We start from the raw sequence: 26,039 nt of genomic DNA, 5'->3' as shown, positions 1-26,039 counted from the left end.
CATGCGCTAAACCCCACCAACACAAAATGTCGTTTAGCCCGACACGCCGCAAAACAACACATTCTGTCGTTTAGGCCGGACTGGAGTAAGTGGAAAACGAAAAATCGCCCACCTGAACGATGGGCGAAAAATGGAGGGAATGACGGGAATCGAACCCGCGTCTTCAGCTTGGAAGGCTGAGGTATTAGCCACTATACGACATTCCCACAGCGCGCTATTGAACGCTGCGCCATACTTTAGCGCACGCGGGGGCAAAAATGAAAATAGGGAACTAGGGTGGCGCTTGAGCCGTTGTTATAAGAGGAATGGCCCTACCAATAGAAAGCGATGATCGTAGTGGAAATTTTGCTCCTTGTGCTGGCAGTGGGCGGAGGCGCGTGGTTTATGTCTTCGCGCAACTCCCAAAAACGCCGCGAGGAACGAGAAGCGCAGCAATTGGCTGATGCACAAGCTGACGCTCGCCGGTGGATTGAACGCCTGGGTGGCCAAGTAATGCAGATTTCAGGCACAGACTCTGCCTCCCAACAGGCAATGGCCGATGCGTCCGAGCGTTTCACGGCAGCTAACTCGGCGATTTCACGCGCCACCACCGCAAAGCAGGCGAACCTAGCGCGTGAGTCCGCTTTGGAAGGCATGCATTATGTGAATGCCGCGCGCGAGATTATGGGCATGAACCCGGGCCCAGAGCTGCCACCGCTCGAGGGGCAGCGCGCCGCCGGCAAGGTGACGGAAAAGCGCACGGTGGAAGCGAATGGCCAGCAGATCACTGCTTCGCCGTACGCCTCCGCGGATACCCCGAACTACTACCCAGGCGGAACCGTGGCCGGCCGTCCGGTTCCGGCGGGTTGGTATTCCCGTCCGTGGTGGGCGGATGCTTTGCAGACCGGCGTGTGGATGGTGGGCTACTCCATGATGTTTAATGCCCTATTCTCCGGTATGTCTGGCATTGGCTATTCCGCGGCCGCTGCTGAAAGCGGCGACTGGGGTGGCGGTGAAGGCATGGGCGATGCTGGCGACATGGGTGGTGACGCTGGCGATGCTGGCGGCGCCGGTGACATGGGCGGCGGCGATGACGGCGGCGGCCTGTTTGATGGCCTTGGCGATGGTGATGGCGGCGGATTCTTTGACGGAATGTTTGATTTCGATTTCTAGCCGCATGGCTGTCAAAAGTGGCCTCTGTGCTGCGTTGATTCCATTAGGTGGGGGTCCGTTTAGGAGATTTAAAACGGACACGGTACACTGTCTCAGGTATGCAACGCAGCCAAGGCAACTTGGTGGCCTACATACGGGGCGTGGCGCAGTTTGGTAGCGCACCTGCTTTGGGAGCAGGGGGTCGCAGGTTCAAATCCTGTCGCCCCGACGTATGGGGGTCTGGAAATGCCCTAATAAGGATTTCCGGACCCCCTTTAAGTTTATGTACGTAAAACAATGAAGCCAGGGAGATTCACTCGTGAAGACCACCGTAGACAAGCTGAGCGATACCCGCGTTAAGCTCACCGTCAACGTTCCGTTTGCGGAGCTGGACCAGGAAATCGATCAAGCTTACGCGGCAATCGCGCAGCAGGTTTCTATTCCAGGTTTCCGTAAGGGCAAGGCACCGCGCCAGCTTATTGATGCTCGCTTCGGCCGCGGCCCCATCCTGGAGCAGGTTGTCAATGACATGCTGCCTTCCCGCTACGAGCAGGCAGTCAAGGAAAACGATCTGAAGGTCATCGGCCAGCCGGACGTTGACATTTCCAAGATCGAGGACAAGGACTTCGTGGAGTTCACCGCAGAGGTTGATATCCGCCCTGAGTTTGAGATTCCGGACTTCTCCAAGATCTCCGTTACCGTCCCAGCCCTAAAGTCTGACGAAGAGGACGTCGACAAGGCTCTGGAGGAGCTGGCAGAGCGCTTTGGTGAGCTCAAGGACACCAAGCGCAAGATGAAGACCGGCGACTACGCCATCATCGACATCACCGCTGAAATTGACGGCGAGAAGATCGAAGACGCTTCCACCGAGGGCCTGTCCTACCGCATTGGCGACGATGACCTTATCAAGGGTCTGGATACCGCCCTGCGCGGCATGAAGACCGGTGAAGATAACGAGTTCACCTCCACCATCCAGTCCGGTGAGCACAAGGACGAAGAGGCCACCATCAAGGTCCATGTCCAGCAGTCCAAGGAGCGCAAGCTGCCGGCTATGGACGATGAGTTCGCTCAGATGGCTTCTGAGTTCGACACCATGGACGAGCTGCGTGAATCCACCAAGACCCAGGTGGAGGAGACCAAGAAGGCTGAGCAGGCTGCACAGATCCGCGATGAGGTTCTGAAGTCCGCACTGTCCGAGGTTGAATTCGAACTCCCGCAGTCCGTAGTGGACGAGCAGGCTCACTCCCAGCTGCACCAGATCCTGGGCCAGCTGGCTCACGATGAGAAGGCACTGGCTCAGCTCCTTGAGGCACAGGGCACCTCCCGCGAAGAGTTTGATAAGCAGACTCGCGAGCAAGCAGAAGAGTCCGTCCGCACCCAGCTGTTCCTTGACGCCGTAGCCGAGAAGGAAGAGCCGGAAGTTTCCCAGCAGGAGCTGACCGACCACATCCTGTTCACCGCTCAGTCCTACGGCATGGACCCGAACCAGTTCATCCAGCAGCTGCAGTCCAACGGCCAGATCGCAAACCTCTTCTCTGACGTGCGCCGTGGCAAGGCACTGGCTGCCGCTATCTGCCGCACCACCGTCAAGGATGAAGAGGGCAATGACGTAGACGTTGACCAGTACTTCGGTGAAATCGAAGAAGAGGACGCTGCAGAAGCTTCCGAGGAGAAGTAATCTCCCACTTGTAACGCGCTGCTGCCACATGTGTGGTGGCGAGCGCGCATGAAACCCCGGATTCAGGTAACTCAAGGATGAGCCTGAATCCGGGGTTTGTGTCATTGTGGACGCCCTCTAGGAGTCTTTGAGTACTTCGAAGAGGGCGTGATGTGATGTGTGTTGGCTGGGGATACCGCTAGCCGTTCTTGGCTCTAAAGGCCTCGTCGGTCAACTGCAGGAAGCGCATAACGTAATCCTTGACAAAGTCTGCGGTACGTTGATTGAGATGTCCGGACTCTTCGAAAAGGGTGGGGGATTGGCCCAGAAATACTTCGGGCTGACCAGGGAGCGGCATGTCGAAGTAGGACAGAGCGAGGCGAAGGTTCTTCTGTGAACTGTAGCCGCCCATGCGGCCTACAGAGTGGCTAATGATACCTGCGGGAAGGTTCTTCCACGCCACATCTGAGTTGGGTTTAGAGCCGATGTCCACTGCGTTTTTGAGGCAGGCAGGGATAGTGCGGTTGTTCTCTGGCGTAATGAAGAGGATCCCGCTCGAGTTCTTGATGGTCTCGCGAAAGGTGGTGTACTCAGCCGGAGTGGGCTTGTCCGTGACGGCGGGGTCATCGTAGTCGAAGTCATAGAGCGGCAAGTCACGGATTTCCACGATGTTTGCCTCGTAGCCTTCAGGGATCATCGTGAGCACCTCGTGTGCAATCTTGCGTGCAAATGACTCTCGGCGCAGGCTGCCGACGATAACGCTGATACGTGGGGTGGTCATGGTAAACCTTCTTTCTTAGTTGGGTGTAGGGAGACGTGGTCAAGGGAGAAAAGGCTTGCAGCCAAAGGCCGGTGGTGGGCCGGCAGCGTGGGCGGCGGTGAGGAAGCCATCTACTTTGTTTCCTTCTTCATGGCGGAAGTACAGTTCGATGAGTCCTAGAAGCCCCCCGAGGACGGCCTCTCGTGCGGCGGATGTATTCAACAGCCGCATGGCTGCGGGTTGGTTTCCTTCGCGGATGGCTTCAAACAGCGCGATGGTCTCAAGCCAGCTTCCTTGGTCCGGTCGCGGAAAAGGTTTAGAAATCCCAGTCATCATCACTCGTTTCTTCAGCAGTACCAATGACATAGGAGGAACCAGATCCGGAGAAGAAGTCATGGTTCTCATCTGCTCCGGGGGCTAGGGCCGCGAGGATTTCTGGGTTCACTTCCGTTTCTTCGGGCGGGAAATAATCCGGGTAGCCCAAATTCATGAGTGCCTTATTGGCGTTATAGCGAACGAACACGGCTACATCATCCATGAGTCCCAAAGGCTCATATAGCTCGCCGGAATAGTCCAGCTCTAGTGCATAAAGCTCTTCGAGCAAAGAAATGGTGAAATCATGCATCTCCTTCTGCCGTAGCGGGGTCGTGGATTCCAGACCGCGCTGATATTTGTAACCCGAGTAGTAGCCGTGCACTGCCTTGTCACGCAGAATGAGGCGGATCATGTCTGCCGTATTTGTCAGGGTGGCGTGGACAGAAAAGTGCAAGGGAAGATAGAAACCCGCGTAGAGAAGCAGCGAGGAAAGCAACGTCGATGACACCTTGCGTTTGAGTGGATCCGGCCCAAAATAGTGCGCGAGAACTTTCTTAGCGCGTGCCTGGAGAAGGTCATTATTCACCGCCCAGCGGTATGCTTCATCAATTTCCTTTGTACTGCTCAGGGTAGAAAACACTGAAGAGTATGAACGGGCATGGACTGACTGCATGAAGGCGATGTTGGTATACACGGCCTCCTCGTGTTCGGTGCGGGCATCTTGAATCTGACAGATTTCACCCACGGTGGCCTGGACAGTATCCAGGGTGGTGAGTCCCGTGAACACCCGCATGGTGAGGTTGCGTTCCTCGGGTGTCATCTTCTGCCACGCCGGGAGATCATTAGAAAGCGGGACCTTCTCTGGCAACCAAAAGTTGGCGGTTAGACGGTTCCACACTTCAAGATCCTTGTCATCGCTCACCCGGTTCCAATTGATGGCGCGGATGCGGGCTGAAGGATCATGCCGGTAGCTCGGCGGAGTAACTGAAATGCTGGTTAGTTCAGCACTATTCGATGTTGACGACATAGCTTCTTTCTTTCTGAGTGAATGGTTGTGGACAAGGGGGAGGACCGTGCTCCTACAAAGCACAGGAGACGCAGCCTTCGACCTCGGTTCCTTGGAGCGCGGATTGGCGTAAACGGATGTAGTAGAGGGTCTTGATTCCGGCTTTCCAGGCATAGATTTGTGCCTTGTTGATGTCCCGCGTGGTGGTATCAGCGGTAAAGAACAAGGTCAGGGAAAGCCCTTGGTCCACGTGTTGGGTGGCCATGGCGTAGGTGTCGATGATTTTTTCGTATCCCACGGCGTAGGAGTCATCGAAATACTCCAGGTTGTCGTTGGTCATTTCCGGCGCGGGGTAGTACACGCGCCCCAAGCGGCCTTCCTTGCGTATTTCAATTTTGGAGGCAATTGGGTGGATGGACGCGGTGGAGTCATTGATGTAGGAAATTGATCCAGTGGGTGGAACTGCCTGCAAGTAGGCGTTGTAGATGCCGTCTTGCATCACTTGATTCTTGAGCCGTAGCCAATCCTCGCGTTGAGGGATCTGCACGCCTGCTTCGTGGAAGAGCTGTTTTACGTGTTCAGTGGCTGGCGCCCAGTCTTGGTCGATGTATTTGTCAAAGTAGGCGCCAGTGGCATAGGTGGATTCTTCGAAGCCTGTGAATCGTTGACCTTTTTCAACCGCGAGTGCATGGGATGCGCGGAGCGCATGGTAGGTCACCGTGAGGAAATAGATATTTGTAAAGTCCAGTGCCTCGGCGCAGCCATAAGGAATACGCTGTGAAGCAAGGAAGCCGTGGAGATTCATTTGGCCCAGACCAATGGCATGCATGGAAGCATTTCCGTGAGCGATGGAGGGAACAGCTTCGATATTCGTCAGGTCTGAAACCTTCGTGAGGGCACGCACTGCGGTTTCGACGGTCTCCCCGAAGTCCGGCGATTCAAAAGCCTTCGCAATGTTGAGCGAACCTAGATTGCAGGAAATATCCTGGCCAACGGTGGTGTAGTCACCCGAAGCTCCGTAGGTCGATGGCGTGTTGACCTGGAGGATTTCGCTACACAGGTTGGACATATTGATATGTCCTTTGAGGGGATTAGCGCGGTTGACCGTATCCTCAAAGAGGATGTAGGGGTATCCGGATTCAAACTGAAGCTCAGCCAGCGTGGTGAAAAACTCGCGGGCCTTAATGGTCGTGTGAGAGATTCGCGGATTGGCAACCAGCTCGTCGTAGTACTCGGTGATGGACATGTCAGACATGGCTACGCCGTACTCGCGAGCGATGTCATACGGGCTAAAAAGATGCATATCCTTGTTCTCTTTGGCCAGACGGAAGGTTATATCTGGAATAACAACCCCCAGCGAAAGAGTCTTGATGCGGACTTTCTCATCGGCATTTTCCCGCTTGGTATCCAGGAAGCGAAGAATATCTGGATGGTGCGCATGCAGGTAGACGGCTCCAGCGCCCTGCCGGGAGCCCAATTGGTTGGCATAGCTGAAGCTATCTTCGAGAATCTTCATGACTGGGACTACGCCGGAAGCCTGGTTCTCAATCTTTTTGATCGGGGCTCCGGATTCGCGCAGATTGCTCAGCAACAGGGCCACTCCACCACCGCGCTTTGATAGTTGCAGTGCAGAGTTCACGCAGCGGCCAATGCTCTCCAAATTGTCTTCGATTCGCAGGAGGAAGCAGGAGACCATTTCGCCGCGCTGGGCTTTGCCTGCGTTGAGAAAAGTAGGGGTGGCGGGCTGGAAGCGTCCGGTCATGATGTCATCCACCAGCTTTTCTGCGAGCTCTTCGTCGCCCTGTGCAAGGTATAAAGCTGTGGTGGCGACGCGTTCTTCGTAGCCTTCTAGGAATCGGGAGCCATCAAAGGTTTTCAGTGCATATGAAGTGAAGAACTTAAATGCGCCGAGGAAGGTGCGGAACTGATGCTTAACTCGATGTGCTCTGTCGTACATGGCGCACAGAAAGGCGTCATCATAAAGCTCAAGGAAATCCCGCTCGTAGTACTCGTTATCAACCAACCATTCCAAGCGTTGCTTGGTGGAATCGAACTGATGCATGCGGGGAGCGACATGGTGCGTGACATAGTCTTGTGCTGCCTGAATGTCCTTGTCAAACTGGATTTTTCCAGAAGCGTCGAACAAGTTCAGCTGCGCGTTGAGTGCGTGGTAGCTCTTGCGCTTGCCGACACCGCCGGCATTGTCTGCTGAAGCGGTGCGGGGCGTAGCGCCAATAGTCTGTGTGGGGGTGGCATCAAGAGGCCACATTGTGTTTTCCAATCTGTGTGATGCGGATGTGTTCTTCATCTTGTGGGGGATTAATGGGGTGTCATCGTTAGCTGCTTTTGCTGCTCCCAAAACTTCTGAAGGCCCTGCTTTACGGCGGCGATGTCCTTCTGGGTGCCGAGAAGCTCGAAGTGATACAGCTCCGGTACGTGGCACTTGGCGGAAATGATGCGTCCGGCGACGCAGTAAGCACTTCCGAAGTTGGTATTCCCTGAGGTAATAACGCCCCGGATAAAGGAGCGGTTGATTGGGTCATTGAGGAAGTCGATGACCTGTTTGGGGACTGCGCGTTTGAGCGAGCCGCCGCCGTAGGTGGGAACGATGAGTACGTACGGGTGTGAAACCTGGATCATCCCGGTTTTCTTGGGGCGCAGTGGAATGCGCACCGCGGGTCTATCTAAGCGTTCGACGAATCTTTTCGTGTTCTCTGAAACGCTGGAAAAGTACACCAAATCTGGTGAGTCTGACATGGCAATCCTGCTCATCCTGGCCTTAGCCATAAGTGGGGTAGGTGATATTCGAAAAGACTAACTACGCAATGCCGTAGTTGCAACTACGGTCTAACGTAGTTTTGAAAAGGGCAGGTGAGAGCAGGATTAATGCAAAGGGGAATGTCTAAAGGTTGTGGTGTGCTACAAACACTGCGTCGGTAGCTGGGCGTCCAAGTACTACCCACTGAGTGCCGCCGGCCACCTGTATTTCGAGAGAATCTGAAAAGGGCGCTCCCTCGCGCGTGCTAAGAACAGCCCCAGTGACAATGCCGCGCTCTTCAAGGAACTTCAGCAGTTGTGGGTCGGAATCAGAAATGCGTTCCACGGTCACCTGCGATTGTGCACCGCTGTCGGTGAGGCGATGCGCACTGGGGATGGTGATCTGTCCATCAACCGTAGGGATAGGATCGCCGTGCGGATCCCTAGTGGGGTAATCAAGGAACTTATCCACACGTTCTATGAGCATGTCAGACACCGCGTGTTCGAGATTTTCGGCTTCATTATGGACTTCGTCCCAGGTGTAGCCCAATGCTTGAACCAAAAAAGACTCAAGCAATCGGTGACGGCGCACCATGACCAATGCGTACTGCCTGCCAAGTTCGGTTAACTCCACAGAGCCATAGGGCGTGTGTGACACGAGCCCTTGCTTCGCCATTTTGCGCACTGCATCGGAAACCGAGGAGAGCTTGAGTCCCAGCTGTTTCGCTATAAGCGTGGCGGTAACGGGCTCGGATGACCATTCCTTTAGCCCCCAGATAGCTTTCAAATAGTTCTGGGTACTGGTGGACAGCTCGGAAACAGACATGAGTAAATGTTAACCCAGCTTCCGTGTGCGCCTTTGGCGCTGTGGCCCAACGCTCATAGCGAACAGAGGCCAAGTTTGAGAGGAATGCCGGTAAGGTGGGGCCAGTTAAAGCATTCTTCACTTGAAGGAGAACCACTAATGTCTGAGAAGATTTCAATGAACTCGTCGTCTACGGGTATGAATCTGAGCGATAGCGTGTACGAGCGCCTGTTGCGCGAGCGCATTATCTTCCTGGGAACCCAGGTCGATGATGAGATTGCGAACAAGCTGTGCGCCCAGATCCTCCTGCTGTCCGCCGAGGACCCCACTCGCGACATTTCGCTCTACATCAACTCCCCGGGTGGCTCTGTCACTGCGGGCATGGCTATTTATGACACCATGAAGTACTCGCCGTGCGATATTGCCACGTACGGCATGGGCCTGGCTGCCTCCATGGGTCAGTTCCTGCTTTCCGGCGGCACCAAGGGCAAGCGCTTCGCGCTGCCGCACGCACGCATCATGATGCACCAGCCTTCTGCCGGTGTTGGCGGTACCGCTGCGGATATCGCCATTCAGGCTGAGCAATTTGCTCAGACCAAGCGCGAGATGGCCGAGCTCATTGCCGAGCACACCGGACAGACCTTTGAGCAGATCACCAAGGACTCCGACCGTGACCGTTGGATGACCGCCCAGCAGGCCAAGGACTACGGCATTGTTGACCACGTCATTGAGTCCGTCAACGGCCCGCTGAGTAACTAGGGAATAAGGAGAAAATCACTATGAATCAGTCCCAGATGCCAAGTTCCCGCTACGTTCTGCCGTCCTTCATTGAGCAGTCCGCACAGGGCACTAAGGAAACCAATCCATATTCCAAGCTTTTTGAAGAGCGCATTATCTTCTTGGGCACCCAGGTGGATGACACTTCCGCAAATGACATTATGGCCCAGCTGCTGGTTCTGGAGAGCCAGGACCCAGACCGCGATATCACCATGTACATCAACTCGCCCGGTGGTTCCTTCACCGCGTTGATGGCTATCTATGACACCATGCGCTACGTTCGTCCCGATGTGCAGACCGTGTGCCTGGGTCAGGCTGCTTCCGCCGCCGCTGTGCTCTTGGCTGCGGGTGCGCCGGGTAAGCGTGCCGCGCTACCTAACTCCCGTGTGCTCATTCACCAGCCGGCAACTCAGGGTACTCAGGGTCAGGTTTCTGATCTGGAGATTCAGGCCGCCGAGATTGAGCGCATGCGCAAGCTGATGGAAACCACCCTGTCTGAGCACACCGGTCGTACCGCTGAGCAGATCCGCATTGATACGGATCGCGATAAGATTCTGACCGCTCAGGAAGCCGTTGAATATGGCATCATCGATACGGTCTTTGATTACCGCAAGCTCAACGCTTAATTTGGAATAACTCATTCTAGGTAGCCCCTGCCGCTCAACCGAATTCCGGTTGTGAGGCAGGGGCTTTCAGCATTGTAGGGCAGGGAAGGGGCAATGCCCGGTAATTCTTGCTGCACCCGAATGGGGTAAGTCTCTCTGCGCAATATCTGCAGGTCGTTAGGTTTATTTCTATCGTGCGACACTAAACTTATAATGACTGATTTGTGATTTAGGCCTCCAAGTGGTCAGATATTTTTATGGAGAAACACACATCTGACGCGGTGGCCCAGGCTGCTACGCCCACGCCGCAGAGCGGCGAACGTACATTCTTTGGCCACCCATGGGGCTTGGCCAACCTCTTTGGCGTGGAAATGTGGGAGCGATTTAGCTTCTATGGCATGCAAGCTCTTGTCTTGCTTTACATGTATTACTCCACTACCGATGGTGGTCTCGGCCTCGACCGAGCGGACGCGACGTCTATTGTGGGAGCCTACGGTGGCTTGGTCTACATGGCCTGCTTATTGGCTTCTCTTGTTGCTGACCGTGTCTTGGGTGCAGAACGCACACTGTTTTACTCGGCCAGCATGGTGATGCTTGGCCACATTGCTTTGGCATTTGTTCCCGAAATAACTGGTTTGGCTATTGGCCTCGTCCTTATTGCCATCGGCTCCGGCGGTGTTAAGACCACCGCGCAGGTCGTGCTTGGTGCTATGTACAGTCGCGATGACCCGCGCCGCGATGGTGGCTTCTCCATCTTCTATATGGGCGTTAATATCGGCGCGCTTGTTGGTCCGCTGCTCACCACCGCGCTGTGGGGCTGGCAGGGTTTCCATTGGGGTTTCGGTATTGCAGCAATTGGCATGGCGCTCGGCCTGATCCAGTATTCGCTCATGCGCAAGACCACCATTAAGGATGCGGGGCACGAGGTTCCAAACCCGGCTAGCCGGAAGCAATTGCTCATGGGTGTGGTGGTAGTTGCAGCCATCATCGTGGTTATGGTGGTGGCATTGGCTACCGGCGCTATTCAGGTTGATTGGCTGTCCAATATTGTCACCACGGTTGCTCTGGTTGCAGCAATCTATCTGTGGGCACAGATGTATACCTCGAAGTTGGTGACCCGGGAGGAAAAGAACCGCCTGTTGGGGTTTATTCCGATGTTTATTTCCGGTGTTTTGTTCTTCGGAATCTTCCAGCAGCAGTTTACGGTGATGACGATTTATTCGGATGTGCGCCTGGACCGCCACATGTTTGGCTGGGAAATCCCGCCATCACTGGTACAGTCCATTAACCCGATCTTTATTGTTATTTTCTCCGCTGTCTTCGCAACGATGTGGACGAAGCTAGGGGATAGGCAGTGGTCCACCCCAGTAAAGTTCGGCGTAGCCAATATCGTCATCGGCATCTCCTTGTTCTTCTTCCTTCCTTTCTCGGGTGCGGAAGCGAACTCCACCCCGATGTTTGTCATCGTTTTCATCCTCTTCCTTTTCACCATGGCGGAGCTCCTTCTTTCGCCGGTGGGCAATGCGCTTGCCACCAAGGTGGCGCCGGTGGCATTCCCGTCCCGCATGATGGCGGTGTGGATGATGGCGGTGGCTATGGGTACCTCGCTGGCCGGCTCCTTGGCTAGCTTCTATAACCCGGATGATGCAGGCGCGGAGAATACCTTCTTCATCTCCCTTGGTGTTGTATCCATCGTGTTGGGTGCCATCCTGCTTGTTCTAAGCCGCTGGGTGGTAAAGAAGTTCTCTACCTTCCGCTAGATGCTGTAAAACACCCTTAAATGGGAGGTATGTCGGCGTGATGTTGGCATAACTCCCTAAGTGGTTTTTATCACTCGGGTTAAGCAGGGGAGGTGGGGGCATTTAATTGGCATTAGCTGGGGAAATTTTATCCCTTTGGAATTCTCTTGGGCTCGATTCTGAGCCCCAGCAGGTTAACAAAAGGTTAACCAAAGGAAATGTTAAAGAAAAGCAATTGTCTGCGGATAGGTGCAGGAGTAATCTGCATTTCGTCCGCGACGTGTGAAGGCGCCGCAGATGCGTACCGTGTTCATCTTTTCTTTCCAAGGGGCCAACGCTGTGACAGCGACTCTGATTATCCTCGGCATTGTGGTGGTGACCGCCCTTGCCTTTGACTTTACGAACGGATTTCATGACACTGCCAACGCGATGGCTACGTCCATTGCCACTGGTGCTTTGAAGCCTTTTACCGCGGTAGCCATCTCCGCAGCGCTTAACCTTGTGGGTGCCTTCCTTTCGGTCAATGTTGCTGCGACCGTGGCAAAGGGCATTGTTAACCTTGATTCCTACGACCTGTCTGGCGCCGCCGCTGATACCGACGGCCAGGCACTGTTGATGGTCGTCTTCACTGGCCTTATCGGCGGCATCATCTGGAACCTGTTCACCTGGTTGCTGGGTATGCCGTCCAGTTCCTCCCACGCCTTGTTCGGTGGCCTTATTGGTGCCGCCTTCGCTGCGATGGGCTCGGCTGGCGTGGAGTGGTCCTCCATTGCCGGCAAGATCATTATCCCGGCCGTTGCCTCGCCTATCATCGCGGCGCTGGTTTCGGCGTGTGCCACGTTCCTTATCTACTGGGTAACCAACACCATCCCGAATAAGGCTAAGAACGAGCACTTCCGCCACGGTCAGATCGTCACTGCGTGCCTGGTGTCCCTGGCGCACGGCGCTGGCGATGCACAGAAGACCATGGGCGTTATCTTCCTGGCGCTGGTTGCCTCTGGGCATGCGGTTGCAGACGCCCGCATTCCAACCTGGGTTATCGTTTCTTGTGCTGTGGCTATCGCGGCCGGCACTCTGTCCGGCGGCTGGCGCGTTATCCGCACCCTGGGCAAGGGTCTGGTGGAGATTGAGTCCCCACAGGGCATGGCCGCTGAAGCTACTTCTGCAGCCATCATCCTCACCTCTGCTACCGGTGGTATGGCACTGTCCACCACCCACGTGTCCACCGGTTCCATTCTGGGTACCGGCCTGGGGCGCCGCGGTGCTGAGGTTCGCTGGGGTGTTGCCATGCGCATGGTGTCCGCATGGCTCATCACCTTGCCGTGCGCTGCGTTCGTGGGCTTTGCTACCTGGTGGTTGGCACACGGCGTCTCCTCCTTCACCAACGTCGCAACCGGTGCCATCGTGGACTTCGTCTTGCTGCTGGCAATGGCCGCGCTCATTGTCATCCGTTCCCGCATGAACCCGGTGGATGCTTCCAACGTCAACAACGACTGGGAACCAAACTCCGAGTCCGTGGATTCTTCCATGGGTGCGGGCTCTGACCGCAAGGAGCCAGTTGCTGCCGGCGCCGCACCAGTGTCCGCTACCAATGCGGAGGATGCCTCCGCGCCGTCTACTGTTCAAGAGGAGCGCTAAACCATGACTGCTGCAGAAATCTTCCAGTCCCTCATTCACGTTGCAGGCTTGGCGTTGGTCTTCGGCGCTGGCATTCCGCTACTTTTCTCCTTGGGCATGCGGTGTATGACCGGTGACCCCATTCGCGACGACAACGGCGTCGTTGTTGGCGATACCCCTGCAAGCCCTCAGATGAAGGTGCTTGGCTGGACTGTCTATGCGGTGCTGGCCGTAGTTATCCTGGTGGCCATCATGTGGATTGCCCGCGATACGCTGGACCACTACTTTGGCTTCACGCCGTTTGGTGACCTCTAAGTCATTGTCCTTCCTTGGGGGTAAACCTCTAATGTGGCGTGCGACACACTTTCTTTAAGTTAACAAAAGGTTAACTTAAAGCGACCAAAGGGTTGCCTAACGAGGGTATGTCGCGTATATTCCTCTGTATCAAACAGAGAGAAAGCCACATGGAGGTGTGAGAAATGAACATGATGCGTTCTTTGATGGACGGCATCGCTGATGCGTTCAAGAGCTCCACCACTGGTACCGGCCTGGACACCATTTCGGAAGCTCCAGTTCGTGCTTTGGTGGCAGAAACCCTGCTTGACGCTGATAAGACTCCTGCTACGACCAAAGACGTTGCAGAGGCACTAGAAACCGTTACCGGTCATGCACCGGATGAACTTGAGATGCTCGATGCAGAACTTTTCCTGCTCGACTTCGACTGGCTGCAGTAAGCAGCAAATGAATGAAATCCCCACGAGGCCCCTTGCCGCACACTGTGTAGCAAGGGGTCTCGTGCTTTGTGTACATGGGGGCGTCGGCAAGCGCGGCTAATCGCGCGGCGGCAGTATGGCCTCGGGGGTCTCGGGCAGGATCTGGCCGCCATCGATGACCAGGGTTTGGCCGGTGATGTAGCCTGCCTCTTCCGAGGCCAGGAAGGCTGCCGCAGTGCCAATATCGCGCGGGGTGCCCAGGCGGTGCAGCGGTACTGACCGCGTCATTTGATCGAGGTACTCCTGGCCTTGGGCCGCGAGGCCCTCGGTGAGGATATTGCCTGGGAGGACGCCGTTAATGGTGATGCCATCGCGGGCCACTTCCAGCGCGGCTGAACGCATAAACCCCTGCTGGGCGGCCTTGGAGGCGCCGTAGTGGGCCCAACCCGGAAAGCCCGTGTGTGAGCCGGTGATAGATGTGGTGATGACGATGCGCCCATAGCGGCGTTGCTTGAGGTAGGGGAGTGCCTCTTGGACCACCTTGAAGGTGCCGTGGGTGTTGATGGCAAACATCGCCTCCCACTTTTCATCGGTCATCTCTGCCAGCGGACAGTTGGGAAAGACCCCGGCATTGGAGCACACAATGTCGAAGCCGCCGTGCTCGGCAGTGACCTGGCGATACAGGTCCTTAACCGAAGCGCGGTCGGTGACGTCCACACGAATGGCGCTGGCACCCAACTCCTTAGCGGTAGCGGTGGCGTGGTCGAGGTCTATATCGGCGATGACAACGGTGGCGCCGGCCTCACGCAGCGAGGCGACGATGCCGCGGCCAATGCCGGAGGCGCCGCCGGTGACGATGGCTACCCGGCCTGTGAGATCGAACATGATCCTCCTGTTCCTAAAAGGGGTGGGATGAGGGTGATTTCACCTTCTAGTTTAGGCCGCAGGAGCAGGAAAGGCCTGGGAAATTCGCCACGCGGGAGGGAATGAATGAAGGGCCTGTCGGGTTGATTTACTAAGGTAGAAACAGATGAAGATTAAGCCGCTCGGAAGGGTAGAATCGTCCTTCCAACTGTGGATAGCGGTACGAAAAGCGAGTGTGAAAGAACTTAATGGCACGTATGCAAGAAAGCGCTGACCTGCTCAAGTGTTCCTTTTGTGGCAAGAGTCAGAAGCAGGTGAAAAAGCTCATCGCCGGCGGCGGTGTCTACATCTGCGATGAGTGCATCGAGCTATGCAATGAGATCATCGAAGAGGAACTGGGCCAAGAGCAGGCGCAGGAATCCTCCGATGCGGAGGTGCGCCTGCCTCGGCCCTCGCAGATTTCCGCCTTCCTTGATAAGTACGTCATCGGCCAAGACAAGGCCAAGCGCGTCTTGTCTGTGGCAGTGTATAACCACTACAAGCGCATCAAGGCCGAAGAGTCGGCCGCATTGGAGGCCCGCCGCAAGAAGGCCGAGGGCGATGAGGTGGAGATTTCTAAGTCCAATATCTTGATGTTGGGCCCCACCGGTTCCGGTAAGACCTACCTAGCGCAGACCTTGGCCCGGCTTCTCGATGTCCCCTTTGCCATCGCCGATGCCACCAGCCTCACCGAGGCCGGCTACGTGGGTGAAGACGTGGAAAATATCCTTCTGAAGCTGCTGCAAGCCGCGGATTTTGACGTGGAGCGTGCCCAGCGCGGCATCATCTACGTCGATGAGGTGGACAAGATTTCCCGCAAGTCCGAGAACCCGTCCATTACCCGCGATGTCTCCGGTGAGGGCGTGCAGCAGGCGCTGCTGAAGATCCTAGAAGGTACCGTGGCGGCCATCCCGCCGCAAGGTGGCCGCAAGCACCCGAATCAGGAGTTTATCCAGCTGGATACCTCCAATATCTTGTTCATTGTTGCCGGCGCATTCGCGGGCTTGGATCAGGTCATTGCGGATCGCGTGGGCAGGAAGGGCGTGGGTTTCGGCGCCAACTTGGATACCAAGGACGAGCGCGAAAAGGTTGACCTCTTCTCCCAGGTACGCCCCGAGGATCTGGTGAAGTTCGGTCTTATCCCAGAGTTCATCGGCCGCCTGCCGGTCGTGGCCACGGTGGATAACCTGGACCGTAAATCTTTGGTCAAGGTGCTCACCGAGCCCAAGAACTCCCTGGTTAAGCAGTACAGCCGCCTCTTCGAGATGGATGACTGCGAATTGGACATCGAGCCGGCGGCATTAGACGCCATCGCGGAGCTCGCCTTGGAGCGCAAGACGGGTGCGCGTGGCCTGCGCGCCATCATGGAAGAGCTTTTAGTCCCGGTCATGTACGACCTGCCGGACCGCGAGGATATTGCCACGGTGCACATCACGCCGGAGTGCGTGACCGAGGGAGCGGATCCGCAGTTTAGCTATACGGATGAGGCAAAAGAATCTGCCTAGGCCTTAGCTGCCACAGCGCCTACTGGCGGGCTGTGGCAGGGTAGGGCGTGGACCGGAAGGCCCGCGCTATTACTCCTCGTTGTAGATATCCTGCGGGGAGGCCTCGTCGCCTTCCTCTGTATCGAACGAGGACGAGGTGAGGTAAGACTCGTGGCCAGAGTCCGGAATATTGGCGGTCAAAAAAGCCAGCACAGCATCGACGGTGAGCCTATGCATGCCATCGATATTTTCTTGGGTATTGAAGTTCACACCCAGCATGTTTTCCACCATCACCTGGTTGGTCACGCGGTAGACCGTCAACGAGGAAATCAGGGTGAAGATGTCATTGGCGGAAATGCCCGGGCGGAAGGCGCCGGCGTCTTGGCCCAAGAGCAGCAAGCGGTCAAGGTGGAGGGCCACCCCGGCGACGTCGGCAATAGCCTGCTGTGCTGGGTCCACAATCTGCTGGTTAGTTTCCCATACCAGCATGCGGATGGCCTCCGGGTTGGCTACGCGCTCGCGGAAAAGCCAATCCACCAACTTGCGCACGCCTTCGACCGGAACTGCGGTATCGATTTCCAGGGCATCCTCAGGCGGATTGAGGCGCTGCGCGGCGGTGCTCAGCGCACGCAGGTACAAGCCCTTCTTATCGCCAAAGTGGTAGTGAATCATGCGCTTGGACATGCCGGATTCTTGGGCGATGGTCTCTAGCTTGGTTTCTGTAAAGCCGAAACGGGAAAACTGCTTGATCGCAACGTCCACCACGGAGTCAATGCTGACGGATTCCGCGTGGGCAGCGTGAGGAGAATCCGCCTGTTCTGCAGCCTGCAGTGGGTCAGTATTCTCAGTGCTCATTGCGTAAGTCCTTAATCCTTGCGGCGCGGCGGTGGCGCGGTGAACTGATGTCTAATAGTGCGGGAGTAGGCAATCCCTCTGCATTCTGGGTGTGCAGCGCGGGGGAGTATCCCGCATTTCCTTTTCCCATCATGCCCGATTAATCACCCCGTGCGGGAGTTTCTGGCCCATTGGGGGCGCTAATTTGGAGGTAAATGGGGGTATTTTAACGCAAGTGTCCTAGATTTTCCCTCCAAAAGAGGGGGCCAGATTCACAGCGCGGATGCTGGCGGTGGGGCTAAGCTCGGTGGTGGATTACATTCCGTGGCGGTGCGAGCAATCTGGCTCGCGTGTGCCGCCCATGTCGCAGCCATTGAGGAGGCTTTACATCATGACTCAGCCCGTCAAGATCACTGTCACCGGCGCCGCCGGCAACATCGCGTATTCGCTGCTGTGGCGCATCGCTGCCGGCGATGTGTACGGAAAAGACACCCCGGTAGACCTAGCATTGCTGGAAATTCCCGCTGCGGTGGACAAGGCCCAAGGCGTAGCCATGGAGCTCAATGACTCCGCCCTGCCGTTGGTTAACTCCATTACGGTTACTGATGATCTCAAAGAAGCCTTCGAGAACACCTCCGCCGCCTTTCTTGTAGGTGCTCGCCCGCGCAGCAAGGGAATGGAGCGCGCCGACCTGCTGGAGGCTAATGGCGCCATCTTCACCAAGCAGGGCAAGGCCATCAATGACTACGCCGCGCGCGATGTCCGCGTGCTCGTAGTGGGTAACCCGGCTAATACCAATGCCCTCATCGCTGCGAATAATGCGCCGGATTTGGATGATTCCCAGTTCAACGCTTTGATGCGCTTGGACCACAACCGCACCCTGAGCCAGCTAGCACTGAAGACCGGAAAGTCCACTACCGATTTCACCAAGGTGGCGGTCTGGGGCAACCATTCTGCTAGCCAGTTCCCGGATATCACCTACTCCAACGCCGAGGTGGACCAGGACTGGTACCGCGAGGAAATGATCCCCAAGGTGGCCAAGCGCGGTGCGGAGATTATTGAGGTTCGCGGCAGCTCCTCGGCTGCTTCGGCGGCGTCGGCAGCCGTGGACCACATGCATGACTGGATTCATGGCACCGAGGAGTGGCGCACCGCGGCGGTGCCATCGGACGGATCCTACGGCGTCGACAAGGGTCTTATCTGCGGATTCCCCACAGTCAGCCGTAATGGCCAGTGGGAGATCGTGCAGGGACTCGAGCTCACTGAGTTCCAAAAGGAGCGCATCGAGGCCTCCGTGGCCGAGCTGCGTGAGGAGCGCAAGGCCGTGGCGGACCTGCTCTAGAACCTGCTCGGTGCGCACCTCATACTCGGTGCGCACCCTGCCTGGCTGAGCCGGTTGACGTGCAAGGTAGAATCGGCCAGGTGACTGAGCAAAATAATGAGCAATTAGTTGGTACCAACCGCGCCGATGCGCTGCCTAAGTCCTGGGAGCCGCAGGCCGTAGAGAAGGACCTCTATGAGGGCTGGGTAGAAAAGGGCTACTTCACCCCGGATGCGAATTCGGAGGCCGAGCCTTATTCCATCGTGCTGCCGCCGCCAAATGTGACCGGCCAGCTGCACATGGGCCACGCCCTGGACCACACGCTGATTGATTCCATTATCCGCCGCAAGCGCATGCAGGGCTACGCCACCCTGTGGCTGCCCGGTGCCGATCACGCCGGCATTGCCACCCAGACCAAGGTCGAGGCCAAGCTCAAGGAGACCGAGGGCAAAAAGCGCTGGGACTATGAGCGCGAAGAATTCATTGACAAGGTCTGGGAGTGGAAGGAGCAGTACGGCGGCACCATCCAGAACCAGATGCGCGCCATCGGTGACTCCGTGGACTGGTCCCGCGAGCGTTTCACCTTGGATGATGGCCTCTCCCGCGCCGTCCAGACCATCTTTAAGAACCTCTACGATGAGGGCATGATCTACCAGGCCAACCGCCTGGTGAACTGGTCGCCGGTGCTAGAGACCGCCGTCTCCGATATCGAGGTGGTGTACAAGGACGTCGAGGGCGAGCTGGTCTCCATCCGCTATGGCTCGCTGAACGACGATGAACCGCACCTCATCGTGGCCACTACCCGTGTGGAGACGATGTTAGGTGACGTTGCCATTGCCGTTCACCCAGACGATGAGCGCTACGCGGACTTGGTGGGCAAAGAGCTGCCGCACCCGTTCCGCGATGACCTGACGCTCAAGATCATCGCCGATGATTACGTGGACATGGAATTCGGTACCGGCGCGGTGAAGATCACCCCGGCGCACGACCCGAATGACTACGCAATGGGCACCCGCCACAACCTGGAGATGCCCACGGTCATCGATACCACCGGCCACATTGCCAATACCGGCACCCGCTTCGACGGCCTGACCCGCGAGGAAGCACGCGTGGAGATCCGGGAGGCGCTGCGCGAGCAGGGCCGCATCGTCAAGGAAATCCGCCCGTACGTCCACTCTGTGGGCCACTCGGAGCGCTCCGGCGAGCCCATCGAGCCGCGCCTGTCCCTGCAGTGGTTTGTGGACGTAGCCAAGATGGCCAAGGCCTCTGGCGACGCCGTGCGTGAGGGCGATACCATCCTGCACCCGCAGTCGCTCGAGCCGCGCTACTTCGAGTGGGTCGATGACATGCACGATTGGTGCATCTCCCGCCAGCTGTGGTGGGGCCACCGCATTCCTATCTGGTATGGACCAGAAGGCGAGGACGGCCAGCGAGACATCGTCTGTGTCGGCCCTGATGAGGAGCCGCCGGCAGGATACGAGCAGGATCCGGACGTGCTGGATACCTGGTTCTCCTCCGCGCTGTGGCCATTTTCCACCCTGGGCTGGCCAGAAAAGACCCCGGATCTAGAGAAGTTCTATCCCACCAACGTGCTGGTCACCGCCTACGACATCTTGTTCTTCTGGGTGGCCCGCATGATGATGTTCGGCACCTTTGCCGGCACCCACACCCCGGAGCTTTTGGGTGAGGGCACCGATGGCCGCCCGCAGGTGCCGTTCAAGGATCTCTACCTGCACGGCCTGGTCCGCGATGAGCAGGGCCGCAAGATGTCCAAGTCCTTGGGCAACGGCATTGACCCGATGGATTGGGTACGCGATTACGGTGCGGACGCCCTGCGCTTTACCCTGGCGCGCGGCGCTAACCCGGGCGTCGACTTGCCGCTGGGATCCGACGCCGCTGCGGCCGCCCGCAACTTTGCCACCAAGTTGTTCAACGCCACCAAGTTCGCGCTCATGAATGGCGCGGGTGTGGCTGCGCTGCCGAACCGCGAGGAGCTTAGCGACGCCGACCGGTGGATCCTTGACCGCGCCGAAGAGGTTCGCGCCAAGGTGGATGCCTACCTGGATGACTTCCAGTTTGCCAAGGCCAACGAGCTGCTCTACCACTTCACCTGGGACGAGCTGTGTGACTGGTACTTGGAGATTGCTAAGACCCAGATCCCGCGCGATGGTGTAAGCGAGCAGGGCCGCAATACCCAGATCGTATTGGGCCGCGTGCTCGATGTCGTCCTGCGCTTGCTGCACCCGACCATGCCTTTCGTCACCGAGGTGCTCTGGAAGGCACTGACCGGCGGCGAGTCCATCGTCATTGCACCGTGGCCTACCGTTGCCGATACCAATGGTGGCGCCACCAAGGATGAGGTGGCCGCCCGCCGCATCGAGGACGCCGATAAGCTCATCACCGAGCTGCGCCGCTTCCGCTCGGACCAGGGCGTAAAGCCTTCCCAGAAGGTGCCGGGCCGCCTTGACTTTGCCGCAGCGGATCTCGCCGGCCAAGAGGAACTGGTGCGCAATCTGGCCAATACCACCGCCCCGGGCGAGGATTTCGATCCTTCCGCCTCCATCGAGGTGCGCCTTTCCCAGGCCACCGTGGAGGTCACCCTGGATACCCACGGCGCGGTGGACGTAGAAGCCGAGCGCAAACGTCTGGAGAAGGACCTGGCCAAGGCCAATAAGGAACTGGAGCAGACCGGCAAGAAGCTGGGCAACGAGAACTTCTTGTCCAAGGCGCCGGAAGAAGTGGTCAATAAGATCAAGGAGCGCCAGCAGGTCGCCCGCGAAGAGGTCGATCGTATCACCAGCCGTTTGGAGGGCCTGAAGTAGTGGCGGACAAGGACAAGGAGACAGAGGACTTCGAAATCGTCGATGCCCTCAAAGAAGGCACCGACGGTGGCCCGGTGGAAATCACCGAGTCCGGCCTGACGCTCAACTTGGGCATGGGCAGCGAGGACGAGTACAACGAGGCCGCACCACAAGAGGTGTCGGCCGAAGAGCTGCGCGCCCTCGCGGAGGTAGAAGAAGAGCTCAATGAGCGCTGGCCCGAGACCAAGATTGAGCCTTCCCTCGATCGCATCGAGATGCTCATGGATCTGCTCGGCCATCCTGAGCGTTCCTTCGACGTCATCCACATTGCCGGCACCAACGGCAAGTCCTCTACCGCGCGCATGGTGGATTCGCTCCTGCGCGCCTTCCACCGCCGCGTCGGCCTTGTCACCAGCCCGCACCTGCAGCGCGTCACCGAACGCATCGGCATCGATGGCCAGCCCATCCATCCGCGCGATTATGTGCGCATCTGGCACGAGATCAAGCCCTTTGTGGAGATGGTCGATGCCCAGTCGGACGTCCCCATGTCCAAGTTCGAGGTTCTCGTTGGCTTGTCCTATGCCGCGTTTGCCGACGCCCCCGTGGACGTCGCCGTCGTTGAAGTCGGCCTCGGCGGCCGGTGGGATGCCACCAACGTGGTCAACGCGGATGTCTCCGTTATTACCCCGGTGGGCTTGGACCACACGGACTACTTGGGCGATACCCTCGCAGAGATTGCCGGTGAAAAGGCCGGCATTATCAAGCCGCGCGAGGATGCTGATGACCCGTTGACCCCGAATGAAAACATCGTGGTCATCGCCGAGCAGGATCCGGAAGCAATGCGGGTTATCCTGCAGCAGGCCGTGGACGTGGAGGCGGGCGTCGCCCGCTCCGGCTCTGAGTTCGCTGCCCTCGAGTCTCGCATCGCCGTCGGTGGCCAACAGGTCACTATCCAGGGCCTTGGCGGCCTGTACGAGGATATTTTCCTGCCCTTGCATGGCGAGCACCAAGCCAAGAATGCCGCCGTGGCTCTTGCTGCGGTGGAGGCATTCTTCGGCGCCTCGGCCGGCCACCCGCTGGATGTTGCGACCGTGCGCAATGGCTTCGCGCAGGCAATTTCTCCTGGCCGTCTAGAGCGCGTGCGCACGTCGCCGACGACGTTTATTGACGCCGCCCATAATCCACATGGCGCCAAGGCCCTAGGTGCTGCATTGGACCGCGATTTCGACTTCGCCCGCCTCATCGGTGTGCTGTCCATCTTCGCGGATAAGGATTCCACCGGCATCCTCACCGCACTAGAGCCTTACCTCACCGAGGTAGTCATCACCCAAAACTCCTCGCCGCGCGCCCTCGATGCCTACGACTTGGCAGAGACCGCCCGCGATATCTTTGGCGAAGAGCGCGTGCACGTAGCCGATAACCTGCCGGGCGCCTATGCCCAGGCCGTGGAGCTTGCCGAGGACGCCGAGGTCCAATCCGGCTCCGGCATCATCATCACCGGCTCGGTCGTCACCGCTGGTGATGCCCGCGCGATGTTTGGAAAGGAACCTGCATGAGCCGCGACAATCACCACCCAGGCGGAGAGCGCCAACCCCGCCCGCCCCGCAGCAGCCGCGCCCGCGGCCACGAGGAACATATCCCTGAAAGTGAGATCGGACCCCTCGGCATGGGCCAAGCCCCAGTCAAGGACCCACTTAAAAGCTTCAACGGGATGGTCATTGCCAGCTCCCTGACCATGGAGGCGCTCGCCCTATCCTTCGCACTGCCGATGCTGTACAAGCTGTATGACGGCACCTTGTGGACCCCCTTCAACTACGGCTTTGTCATCGCCGCAGTGGTATTCCACCTCGTGATGATCGCGTTCATGAATAAGAAGTGGGCGCTGTCTGTCATCGTATGGGCGCAGCTGTTGTGCGTCATTGTGGGCTTTATGGTCCACTGGGCCGTGGCCGCCATCTTCATCATCTTTGGCATGGAGTGGCTGTTGGCCGTCTACCTGCGCAGCAACCTCATCGCCCGCATGAAGCGTGGTTACCTCACCACGCAGCACCTCAACGAGAAATAGCACGGTAGCCTTGACGCCTTCGGCGAGTGGGCAAGACGCGATAGACTGGCGGCCATGCGCACTCTCTATCTCGTCCTTGCCGCACTCGCCTGCGTCGCCGCGGTGGTAGCCCGCGCCGCGACGGGAACGCCGTGGCTACCGCTAGTCGCCCTCATTATTGGCGGCGTTTTTCTGGTTTTGGCGCTGCGGAGCAACTTCGAACCGGCCAAAGAAGCCACCTTCGAGGATTTGGATAAGGAACAGCGAGCGGAGCTGCAACGCCTGCTGGCCAATGGCCAGTTTGGCGCCGCAGTAGGCCAAGTGCGCCTGTGGTTTCGGGGCACCTCGCAGGAGCGCGCCGAAGAGATAGTTAAACAACTCGCATAGCCCTGGACCCCATACTTTTACCCCAAAGGAATACCCCAGCGCGCGACGCATGCGTGCGGTTTCGGTACAGTGTGGGACATGACTGAACGTACACTGATTCTCATCAAGCCGGACGGCGTAAAGAACGGCCACGTAGGCGAAATCATCTCCCGCATCGAGCGCAAGGGCCTGAAGCTGGCCGAGCTCGATCTGCGCGTTGCTGACCGCGAGACCGCGGAGAAGCACTACGAGGAGCACAAGGATAAGCCATTCTTCGGTGACCTCGTCGAGTTCATCACCTCCGCACCGCTTATCGCTGGTGTTGTTGAGGGTGAGCGTGCCATCGAGGCATGGCGTCAGCTGGCCGGTGGCACCGATCCAGTTTCCAAGGCCACCCCGGGCACCATCCGCGGCGACTTTGCTCTGACCGTTGGCGAGAACATCGTGCACGGCTCTGACTCCCCTGAGTCTGCAGAGCGCGAGATCGCTATCTGGTTCCCGAACCTTTAAGTCTTACCAGCGTTTCGTACGCACTTAAGCCCGAGCCACCGGCTCGGGCTTTATTCATAGCGTCACCTGGTCTTCCGACATATCGGCAGCGGGCAGGAGCGCAACATGCCTACACTGGTGCGGCTAAGAACTATTTTCAACAAGACGTAGGGAGGCGCATATGCGCGGCTACGCGGTCGTAGACATTGAGACCACCGGATTTTCCTATAAGCACGGGCACCGCATCGTTGAAATTGGCGTCGTGGAGCTATCGCCGGAAGGAGCAGTGCAGGATTCCTGGGAGACGCTCATTAACCCGCAACGCCATATCGCGGACACGGAAATTCACGGCATTTCCGCCTCTGATGTTCTTGGCGCGCCCACCTTTGCGCAAGTAGCGGACAAGCTGGCTAATTCTCTCGAAGACCGCATATTCGTTGCTCACAATGCGGGATTCGATCGGACCTTTGTTCAGTCCGAGCTGCTGGCTTGTCGCGCCTGTTCTGAAGAGGCGTTGCCGGCGATCGATACGGCCGTGTTGGCACGCAGGTATCTTGGTCTTCCCAAGGTGAAGCTGGGGGATTGCTGCGCCCATCTGGGAATTCATAATGAGTTGGCACACTCCGCATTGGCGGATGCGATGGCCACGGCCCAACTATTCCAGCATTTCCTAGCCAATACCCCGGCAGCCCAAGAGGACTATATGAGTGAGCGCTTGGCTGAGCAACAGCTGTATCGCAGCCTGGCACCCCACCCGGGTTGGGCGGAGCCGGCACTTCTCAGCCGCGCAGCTGCGGAATCCGCCAAGCAAGCGGCACAGTACGGCGGCTGGTTCGCTGGGCTCGTCGCACAACGTGAGACGCCATCGAATACGGCTGCGGAAGACTATTTCAAGCTTCTCGATGCCGCCTTGCTTGACCGCCGCCTCTCCGCCACCGAGCAAACCCAATTGCTGGCCTTTGCTCAAGCACATGGGCTCGATGAACATGGTCTGCGCGAGCTGCATGAAGCCTATATCACGCTGCTGATTGAAGAAGCCTGGGCTGATGGTGTTGTCACGGCTGAGGAACGTGCCATCCTGGCTTCTGCCGGCCGCGCCTTGGGGATCCCGGCTGCTGATATCGAGGCTGCCGTAGACCCCGATACCGCTCCACAGGCAGAAGGTCGGCATGGTGCCCCTAGTGAAGAGGCACCGCAAGGTTCTGAAGAGGACGGCAGTATTGGCGGACTCGCCAGCATGGGCGGCATTGTGGTGAGCGCTGGCGAGCGAGTAACCATTACCGGCGCTAAGACCTACTCGACTGCGGAATGGGAAGAGTATTTTGCCGCGCACGGCGTGGAAATTGGCGGCCTAGCCAAAAAGACCAAGGTGCTCATCGCTGGTGACCCGGACTCGCAATCGGGCAAAGCCAAGAAAGCGAAGCAGTACGGCATTCCCATCGTTGCGGAAGACGTTGCCCGTGAGGTCATTCACTTCGCAGACTAGGACTGGAGTTCTTCTAATCGAAGGAGAGTAACTGGCGCAGTGTGCGGAAGGTTTCCTTTTGCACTCGATGGGTAACGGTGCGGCCCGATTGTTGCTTGATTAAAAGACCGGATTCCCTCAACTTGCCGAGGTGATGAGATACCGTCGGTTGGCTCAGGCCGGAAAGCGCGGTCAACTCCGTAACACTCATCGGGCCGCAGCCCTCGTCGCACAATATGGATAGCAGGCGCAGGCGGGCTGGGTCAGCAAGTACTTTAAATTGCTGGGAAAAGCGGAGGGAGTCGCCCTGGCTGAGTGGGCCACTACTCAGGGAACAGCACTGTGCATCCGGGGAGTTATCGGCATTGCTAGGGGAGGAGTCCATGCACACAGTATAAGGAGTCTGTCTCCCATTCCGTTATATTGACGAGTATCAATATGGGTGATTAA

25 protein-coding genes and 2 tRNA genes are annotated in these 26,039 nt (G+C 57.6%); 17 read left to right on the top strand and 10 right to left on the bottom strand.

From position 1 onward, the window contains the following. Window positions 1–131: 131 nt before the first annotated feature. A tRNA-Gly gene (locus QP909_RS08965) sits at window positions 132–206 on the bottom strand. Between the two features lie 121 nt (window positions 207–327). On the opposite strand from QP909_RS08965, the gene QP909_RS08960 reads away from it, so the two are divergent. From QP909_RS08960 to tig, 3 genes are all read left to right on the top strand, one after another. Further along, window positions 328–1,152, top strand: a complete 825-nt coding sequence (locus QP909_RS08960) for a DUF1542 domain-containing protein (RefSeq protein ID WP_284766979.1) — start codon at window positions 328–330, stop codon at window positions 1,150–1,152. Window positions 1,153–1,286: 134 nt separating this feature from the next. After that, window positions 1,287–1,360: transfer RNA gene (locus QP909_RS08955), tRNA-Pro, on the top strand. Window positions 1,361–1,450: 90 nt separating this feature from the next. After that, window positions 1,451–2,809 carry a trigger factor gene (tig, locus tag QP909_RS08950; RefSeq protein WP_198491945.1) on the top strand — a complete coding sequence of 453 codons (1,359 nt, stop codon included), beginning with the start codon at window positions 1,451–1,453 and terminating at the stop codon, window positions 2,807–2,809. 178 nt (window positions 2,810–2,987) lie between these two features. Here tig and QP909_RS08945 read toward each other — a convergent pair whose 3' ends face one another. From QP909_RS08945 to QP909_RS08920, 6 genes are all read right to left on the bottom strand, one after another. Then, window positions 2,988–3,569 (bottom strand): NADPH-dependent FMN reductase, encoded by a 582-nt coding sequence (locus tag QP909_RS08945; protein WP_005324045.1) that lies wholly within the window; start codon window positions 3,567–3,569, stop codon window positions 2,988–2,990. A 39-nt stretch (window positions 3,570–3,608) separates the two neighbouring features. Next, window positions 3,609–3,779 carry a hypothetical protein gene (locus QP909_RS08940; protein ID WP_162837278.1) on the bottom strand — a complete coding sequence of 57 codons (171 nt, stop codon included), beginning with the start codon at window positions 3,777–3,779 and terminating at the stop codon, window positions 3,609–3,611. An 85-nt stretch (window positions 3,780–3,864) separates the two neighbouring features. Then, a complete protein-coding gene (nrdF, locus tag QP909_RS08935; RefSeq protein WP_023020918.1) occupies window positions 3,865–4,890 on the bottom strand; it encodes a class 1b ribonucleoside-diphosphate reductase subunit beta in 1,026 nt (341 codons plus the stop codon). Window positions 4,891–4,942: 52 nt separating this feature from the next. After that, window positions 4,943–7,138 carry a class 1b ribonucleoside-diphosphate reductase subunit alpha gene (gene nrdE / locus QP909_RS08930; protein ID WP_005324048.1) on the bottom strand — a complete coding sequence of 732 codons (2,196 nt, stop codon included), beginning with the start codon at window positions 7,136–7,138 and terminating at the stop codon, window positions 4,943–4,945. A 50-nt stretch (window positions 7,139–7,188) separates the two neighbouring features. Next, window positions 7,189–7,656: a class Ib ribonucleoside-diphosphate reductase assembly flavoprotein NrdI gene (gene nrdI, locus QP909_RS08925; protein WP_005324049.1), complete on the bottom strand. Its 468-nt coding sequence runs from the start codon at window positions 7,654–7,656 to the stop codon at window positions 7,189–7,191. A 115-nt stretch (window positions 7,657–7,771) separates the two neighbouring features. Next, window positions 7,772–8,452, bottom strand: a complete 681-nt coding sequence (locus QP909_RS08920; protein WP_005324050.1) for a metal-dependent transcriptional regulator — start codon at window positions 8,450–8,452, stop codon at window positions 7,772–7,774. A 138-nt stretch (window positions 8,453–8,590) separates the two neighbouring features. On the opposite strand from QP909_RS08920, the gene QP909_RS08915 reads away from it, so the two are divergent. The 6 genes from QP909_RS08915 (at window position 8,591) to QP909_RS08890 (ending at window position 13,903) form a co-directional block, all read left to right on the top strand. Continuing rightward, window positions 8,591–9,190 (top strand): ATP-dependent Clp protease proteolytic subunit, encoded by a 600-nt coding sequence (locus QP909_RS08915; protein WP_049377226.1) that lies wholly within the window; start codon window positions 8,591–8,593, stop codon window positions 9,188–9,190. Between the two features lie 20 nt (window positions 9,191–9,210). After that, the gene (locus QP909_RS08910) at window positions 9,211–9,834 is read left to right on the top strand and encodes an ATP-dependent Clp protease proteolytic subunit (protein WP_005324052.1); all 624 of its coding nucleotides are present in this window, start codon (window positions 9,211–9,213) and stop codon (window positions 9,832–9,834) included. Between the two features lie 236 nt (window positions 9,835–10,070). Further along, a complete protein-coding gene (locus QP909_RS08905) occupies window positions 10,071–11,573 on the top strand; it encodes a peptide MFS transporter (RefSeq protein WP_284766978.1) in 1,503 nt (500 codons plus the stop codon). Window positions 11,574–11,891: 318 nt separating this feature from the next. After that, window positions 11,892–13,190, top strand: coding sequence for an inorganic phosphate transporter (locus tag QP909_RS08900; RefSeq protein ID WP_049377284.1), 1,299 nt, complete (start codon window positions 11,892–11,894; stop codon window positions 13,188–13,190). Between the two features lie 3 nt (window positions 13,191–13,193). Beyond that, window positions 13,194–13,484, top strand: coding sequence for a hypothetical protein (locus QP909_RS08895; protein WP_049377224.1), 291 nt, complete (start codon window positions 13,194–13,196; stop codon window positions 13,482–13,484). Window positions 13,485–13,648: 164 nt separating this feature from the next. After that, the gene (locus tag QP909_RS08890) at window positions 13,649–13,903 is read left to right on the top strand and encodes a hypothetical protein (RefSeq protein ID WP_049377223.1); all 255 of its coding nucleotides are present in this window, start codon (window positions 13,649–13,651) and stop codon (window positions 13,901–13,903) included. A gap of 96 nt (window positions 13,904–13,999) precedes the next feature. Here the strand turns inward: QP909_RS08890 and fabG are convergent, their stop codons facing one another. Continuing rightward, on the bottom strand, window positions 14,000–14,767 hold the full coding sequence (gene fabG / locus QP909_RS08885; protein ID WP_284766977.1) for a 3-oxoacyl-ACP reductase FabG: 768 nt from the start codon (window positions 14,765–14,767) through the stop codon (window positions 14,000–14,002). A 227-nt stretch (window positions 14,768–14,994) separates the two neighbouring features. Here fabG and clpX point away from each other — a divergent pair, with 227 nt between their 5' ends. Continuing rightward, window positions 14,995–16,290 (top strand): ATP-dependent Clp protease ATP-binding subunit ClpX, encoded by a 1,296-nt coding sequence (gene clpX / locus QP909_RS08880; protein ID WP_284766976.1) that lies wholly within the window; start codon window positions 14,995–14,997, stop codon window positions 16,288–16,290. Window positions 16,291–16,359: 69 nt separating this feature from the next. On the opposite strand, the gene QP909_RS08875 is transcribed toward clpX, so the two are convergent. Next, complete coding sequence (locus QP909_RS08875) at window positions 16,360–17,124, bottom strand: TetR/AcrR family transcriptional regulator (protein WP_284766975.1); 765 nt, start codon at window positions 17,122–17,124, stop codon at window positions 16,360–16,362. A gap of 370 nt (window positions 17,125–17,494) precedes the next feature. Here QP909_RS08875 and QP909_RS08870 point away from each other — a divergent pair, with 370 nt between their 5' ends. From QP909_RS08870 to QP909_RS08840, 7 genes are all read left to right on the top strand, one after another. Then, entirely contained in the window at window positions 17,495–18,445 is a 951-nt protein-coding gene (locus tag QP909_RS08870; protein WP_284766974.1) for a malate dehydrogenase, read from the top strand. 80 nt (window positions 18,446–18,525) lie between these two features. Continuing rightward, a complete protein-coding gene (locus QP909_RS08865; protein WP_284766973.1) occupies window positions 18,526–21,246 on the top strand; it encodes a valine--tRNA ligase in 2,721 nt (906 codons plus the stop codon). Next, complete coding sequence (folC, locus tag QP909_RS08860) at window positions 21,246–22,781, top strand: bifunctional tetrahydrofolate synthase/dihydrofolate synthase (protein WP_284766972.1); 1,536 nt, start codon at window positions 21,246–21,248, stop codon at window positions 22,779–22,781. Before QP909_RS08865 ends, folC begins: the two co-directional genes overlap by 1 nt. Beyond that, entirely contained in the window at window positions 22,778–23,290 is a 513-nt protein-coding gene (locus tag QP909_RS08855; RefSeq protein WP_284766971.1) for a DUF4233 domain-containing protein, read from the top strand. The genes folC and QP909_RS08855 overlap by 4 nt, the downstream gene beginning before the upstream one ends. Window positions 23,291–23,344: 54 nt before the next feature. Next, window positions 23,345–23,656, top strand: coding sequence for a hypothetical protein (locus QP909_RS08850; protein WP_225746550.1), 312 nt, complete (start codon window positions 23,345–23,347; stop codon window positions 23,654–23,656). Window positions 23,657–23,734: 78 nt separating this feature from the next. Further along, window positions 23,735–24,145 carry a nucleoside-diphosphate kinase gene (ndk, locus tag QP909_RS08845; protein ID WP_005324068.1) on the top strand — a complete coding sequence of 137 codons (411 nt, stop codon included), beginning with the start codon at window positions 23,735–23,737 and terminating at the stop codon, window positions 24,143–24,145. A gap of 160 nt (window positions 24,146–24,305) precedes the next feature. After that, on the top strand, window positions 24,306–25,610 hold the full coding sequence (locus QP909_RS08840; RefSeq protein WP_284766970.1) for an exonuclease domain-containing protein: 1,305 nt from the start codon (window positions 24,306–24,308) through the stop codon (window positions 25,608–25,610). Between the two features lie 13 nt (window positions 25,611–25,623). On the opposite strand, the gene QP909_RS08835 is transcribed toward QP909_RS08840, so the two are convergent. Next, on the bottom strand, window positions 25,624–25,974 hold the full coding sequence (locus tag QP909_RS08835; RefSeq protein WP_284766969.1) for a metalloregulator ArsR/SmtB family transcription factor: 351 nt from the start codon (window positions 25,972–25,974) through the stop codon (window positions 25,624–25,626). Window positions 25,975–26,039: the final 65 nt, after the last annotated feature.

Origin of the sequence: Corynebacterium sp. MSK195, from assembly GCF_030228885.1 — a bacterium.
Lineage (GTDB): Bacteria > Actinomycetota > Actinomycetes > Mycobacteriales > Mycobacteriaceae > Corynebacterium.
This window is presented reverse-complemented; position numbering and strand designations above follow the sequence as displayed.

Excerpts from the sequence above, each read along its gene's own strand:
- QP909_RS08890 (WP_049377223.1), top strand. The coding sequence starts at position 13,649 with ATGAACATGATGCGTTCTTTGATGGACGGCATCGCTGATGCGTTCAAG.
- QP909_RS08920 (WP_005324050.1), bottom strand. The coding sequence starts at position 8,452 with ATGTCTGTTTCCGAGCTGTCCACCAGTACCCAGAACTATTTGAAAGCT.
- QP909_RS08905 (WP_284766978.1), top strand. The coding sequence starts at position 10,071 with ATGGAGAAACACACATCTGACGCGGTGGCCCAGGCTGCTACGCCCACG.
- QP909_RS08850 (WP_225746550.1), top strand. The coding sequence starts at position 23,345 with ATGCGCACTCTCTATCTCGTCCTTGCCGCACTCGCCTGCGTCGCCGCG.
- QP909_RS08835 (WP_284766969.1), bottom strand. The coding sequence starts at position 25,974 with ATGGACTCCTCCCCTAGCAATGCCGATAACTCCCCGGATGCACAGTGC.
- nrdI (WP_005324049.1), bottom strand. The coding sequence starts at position 7,656 with ATGGCTAAGGCCAGGATGAGCAGGATTGCCATGTCAGACTCACCAGAT.
- QP909_RS08915 (WP_049377226.1), top strand. The coding sequence starts at position 8,591 with ATGTCTGAGAAGATTTCAATGAACTCGTCGTCTACGGGTATGAATCTG.
- QP909_RS08895 (WP_049377224.1), top strand. The coding sequence starts at position 13,194 with ATGACTGCTGCAGAAATCTTCCAGTCCCTCATTCACGTTGCAGGCTTG.
- QP909_RS08840 (WP_284766970.1), top strand. The coding sequence starts at position 24,306 with ATGCGCGGCTACGCGGTCGTAGACATTGAGACCACCGGATTTTCCTAT.
- QP909_RS08855 (WP_284766971.1), top strand. The coding sequence starts at position 22,778 with ATGAGCCGCGACAATCACCACCCAGGCGGAGAGCGCCAACCCCGCCCG.
- QP909_RS08870 (WP_284766974.1), top strand. The coding sequence starts at position 17,495 with ATGACTCAGCCCGTCAAGATCACTGTCACCGGCGCCGCCGGCAACATC.
- nrdE (WP_005324048.1), bottom strand. The coding sequence starts at position 7,138 with ATGTGGCCTCTTGATGCCACCCCCACACAGACTATTGGCGCTACGCCC.
- nrdF (WP_023020918.1), bottom strand. The coding sequence starts at position 4,890 with ATGTCGTCAACATCGAATAGTGCTGAACTAACCAGCATTTCAGTTACT.
- QP909_RS08945 (WP_005324045.1), bottom strand. The coding sequence starts at position 3,569 with ATGACCACCCCACGTATCAGCGTTATCGTCGGCAGCCTGCGCCGAGAG.
- QP909_RS08875 (WP_284766975.1), bottom strand. The coding sequence starts at position 17,124 with ATGAGCACTGAGAATACTGACCCACTGCAGGCTGCAGAACAGGCGGAT.
- QP909_RS08960 (WP_284766979.1), top strand. The coding sequence starts at position 328 with ATGATCGTAGTGGAAATTTTGCTCCTTGTGCTGGCAGTGGGCGGAGGC.
- ndk (WP_005324068.1), top strand. The coding sequence starts at position 23,735 with ATGACTGAACGTACACTGATTCTCATCAAGCCGGACGGCGTAAAGAAC.
- QP909_RS08910 (WP_005324052.1), top strand. The coding sequence starts at position 9,211 with ATGAATCAGTCCCAGATGCCAAGTTCCCGCTACGTTCTGCCGTCCTTC.
- fabG (WP_284766977.1), bottom strand. The coding sequence starts at position 14,767 with ATGTTCGATCTCACAGGCCGGGTAGCCATCGTCACCGGCGGCGCCTCC.
- clpX (WP_284766976.1), top strand. The coding sequence starts at position 14,995 with ATGGCACGTATGCAAGAAAGCGCTGACCTGCTCAAGTGTTCCTTTTGT.
- QP909_RS08940 (WP_162837278.1), bottom strand. The coding sequence starts at position 3,779 with ATGCGGCTGTTGAATACATCCGCCGCACGAGAGGCCGTCCTCGGGGGG.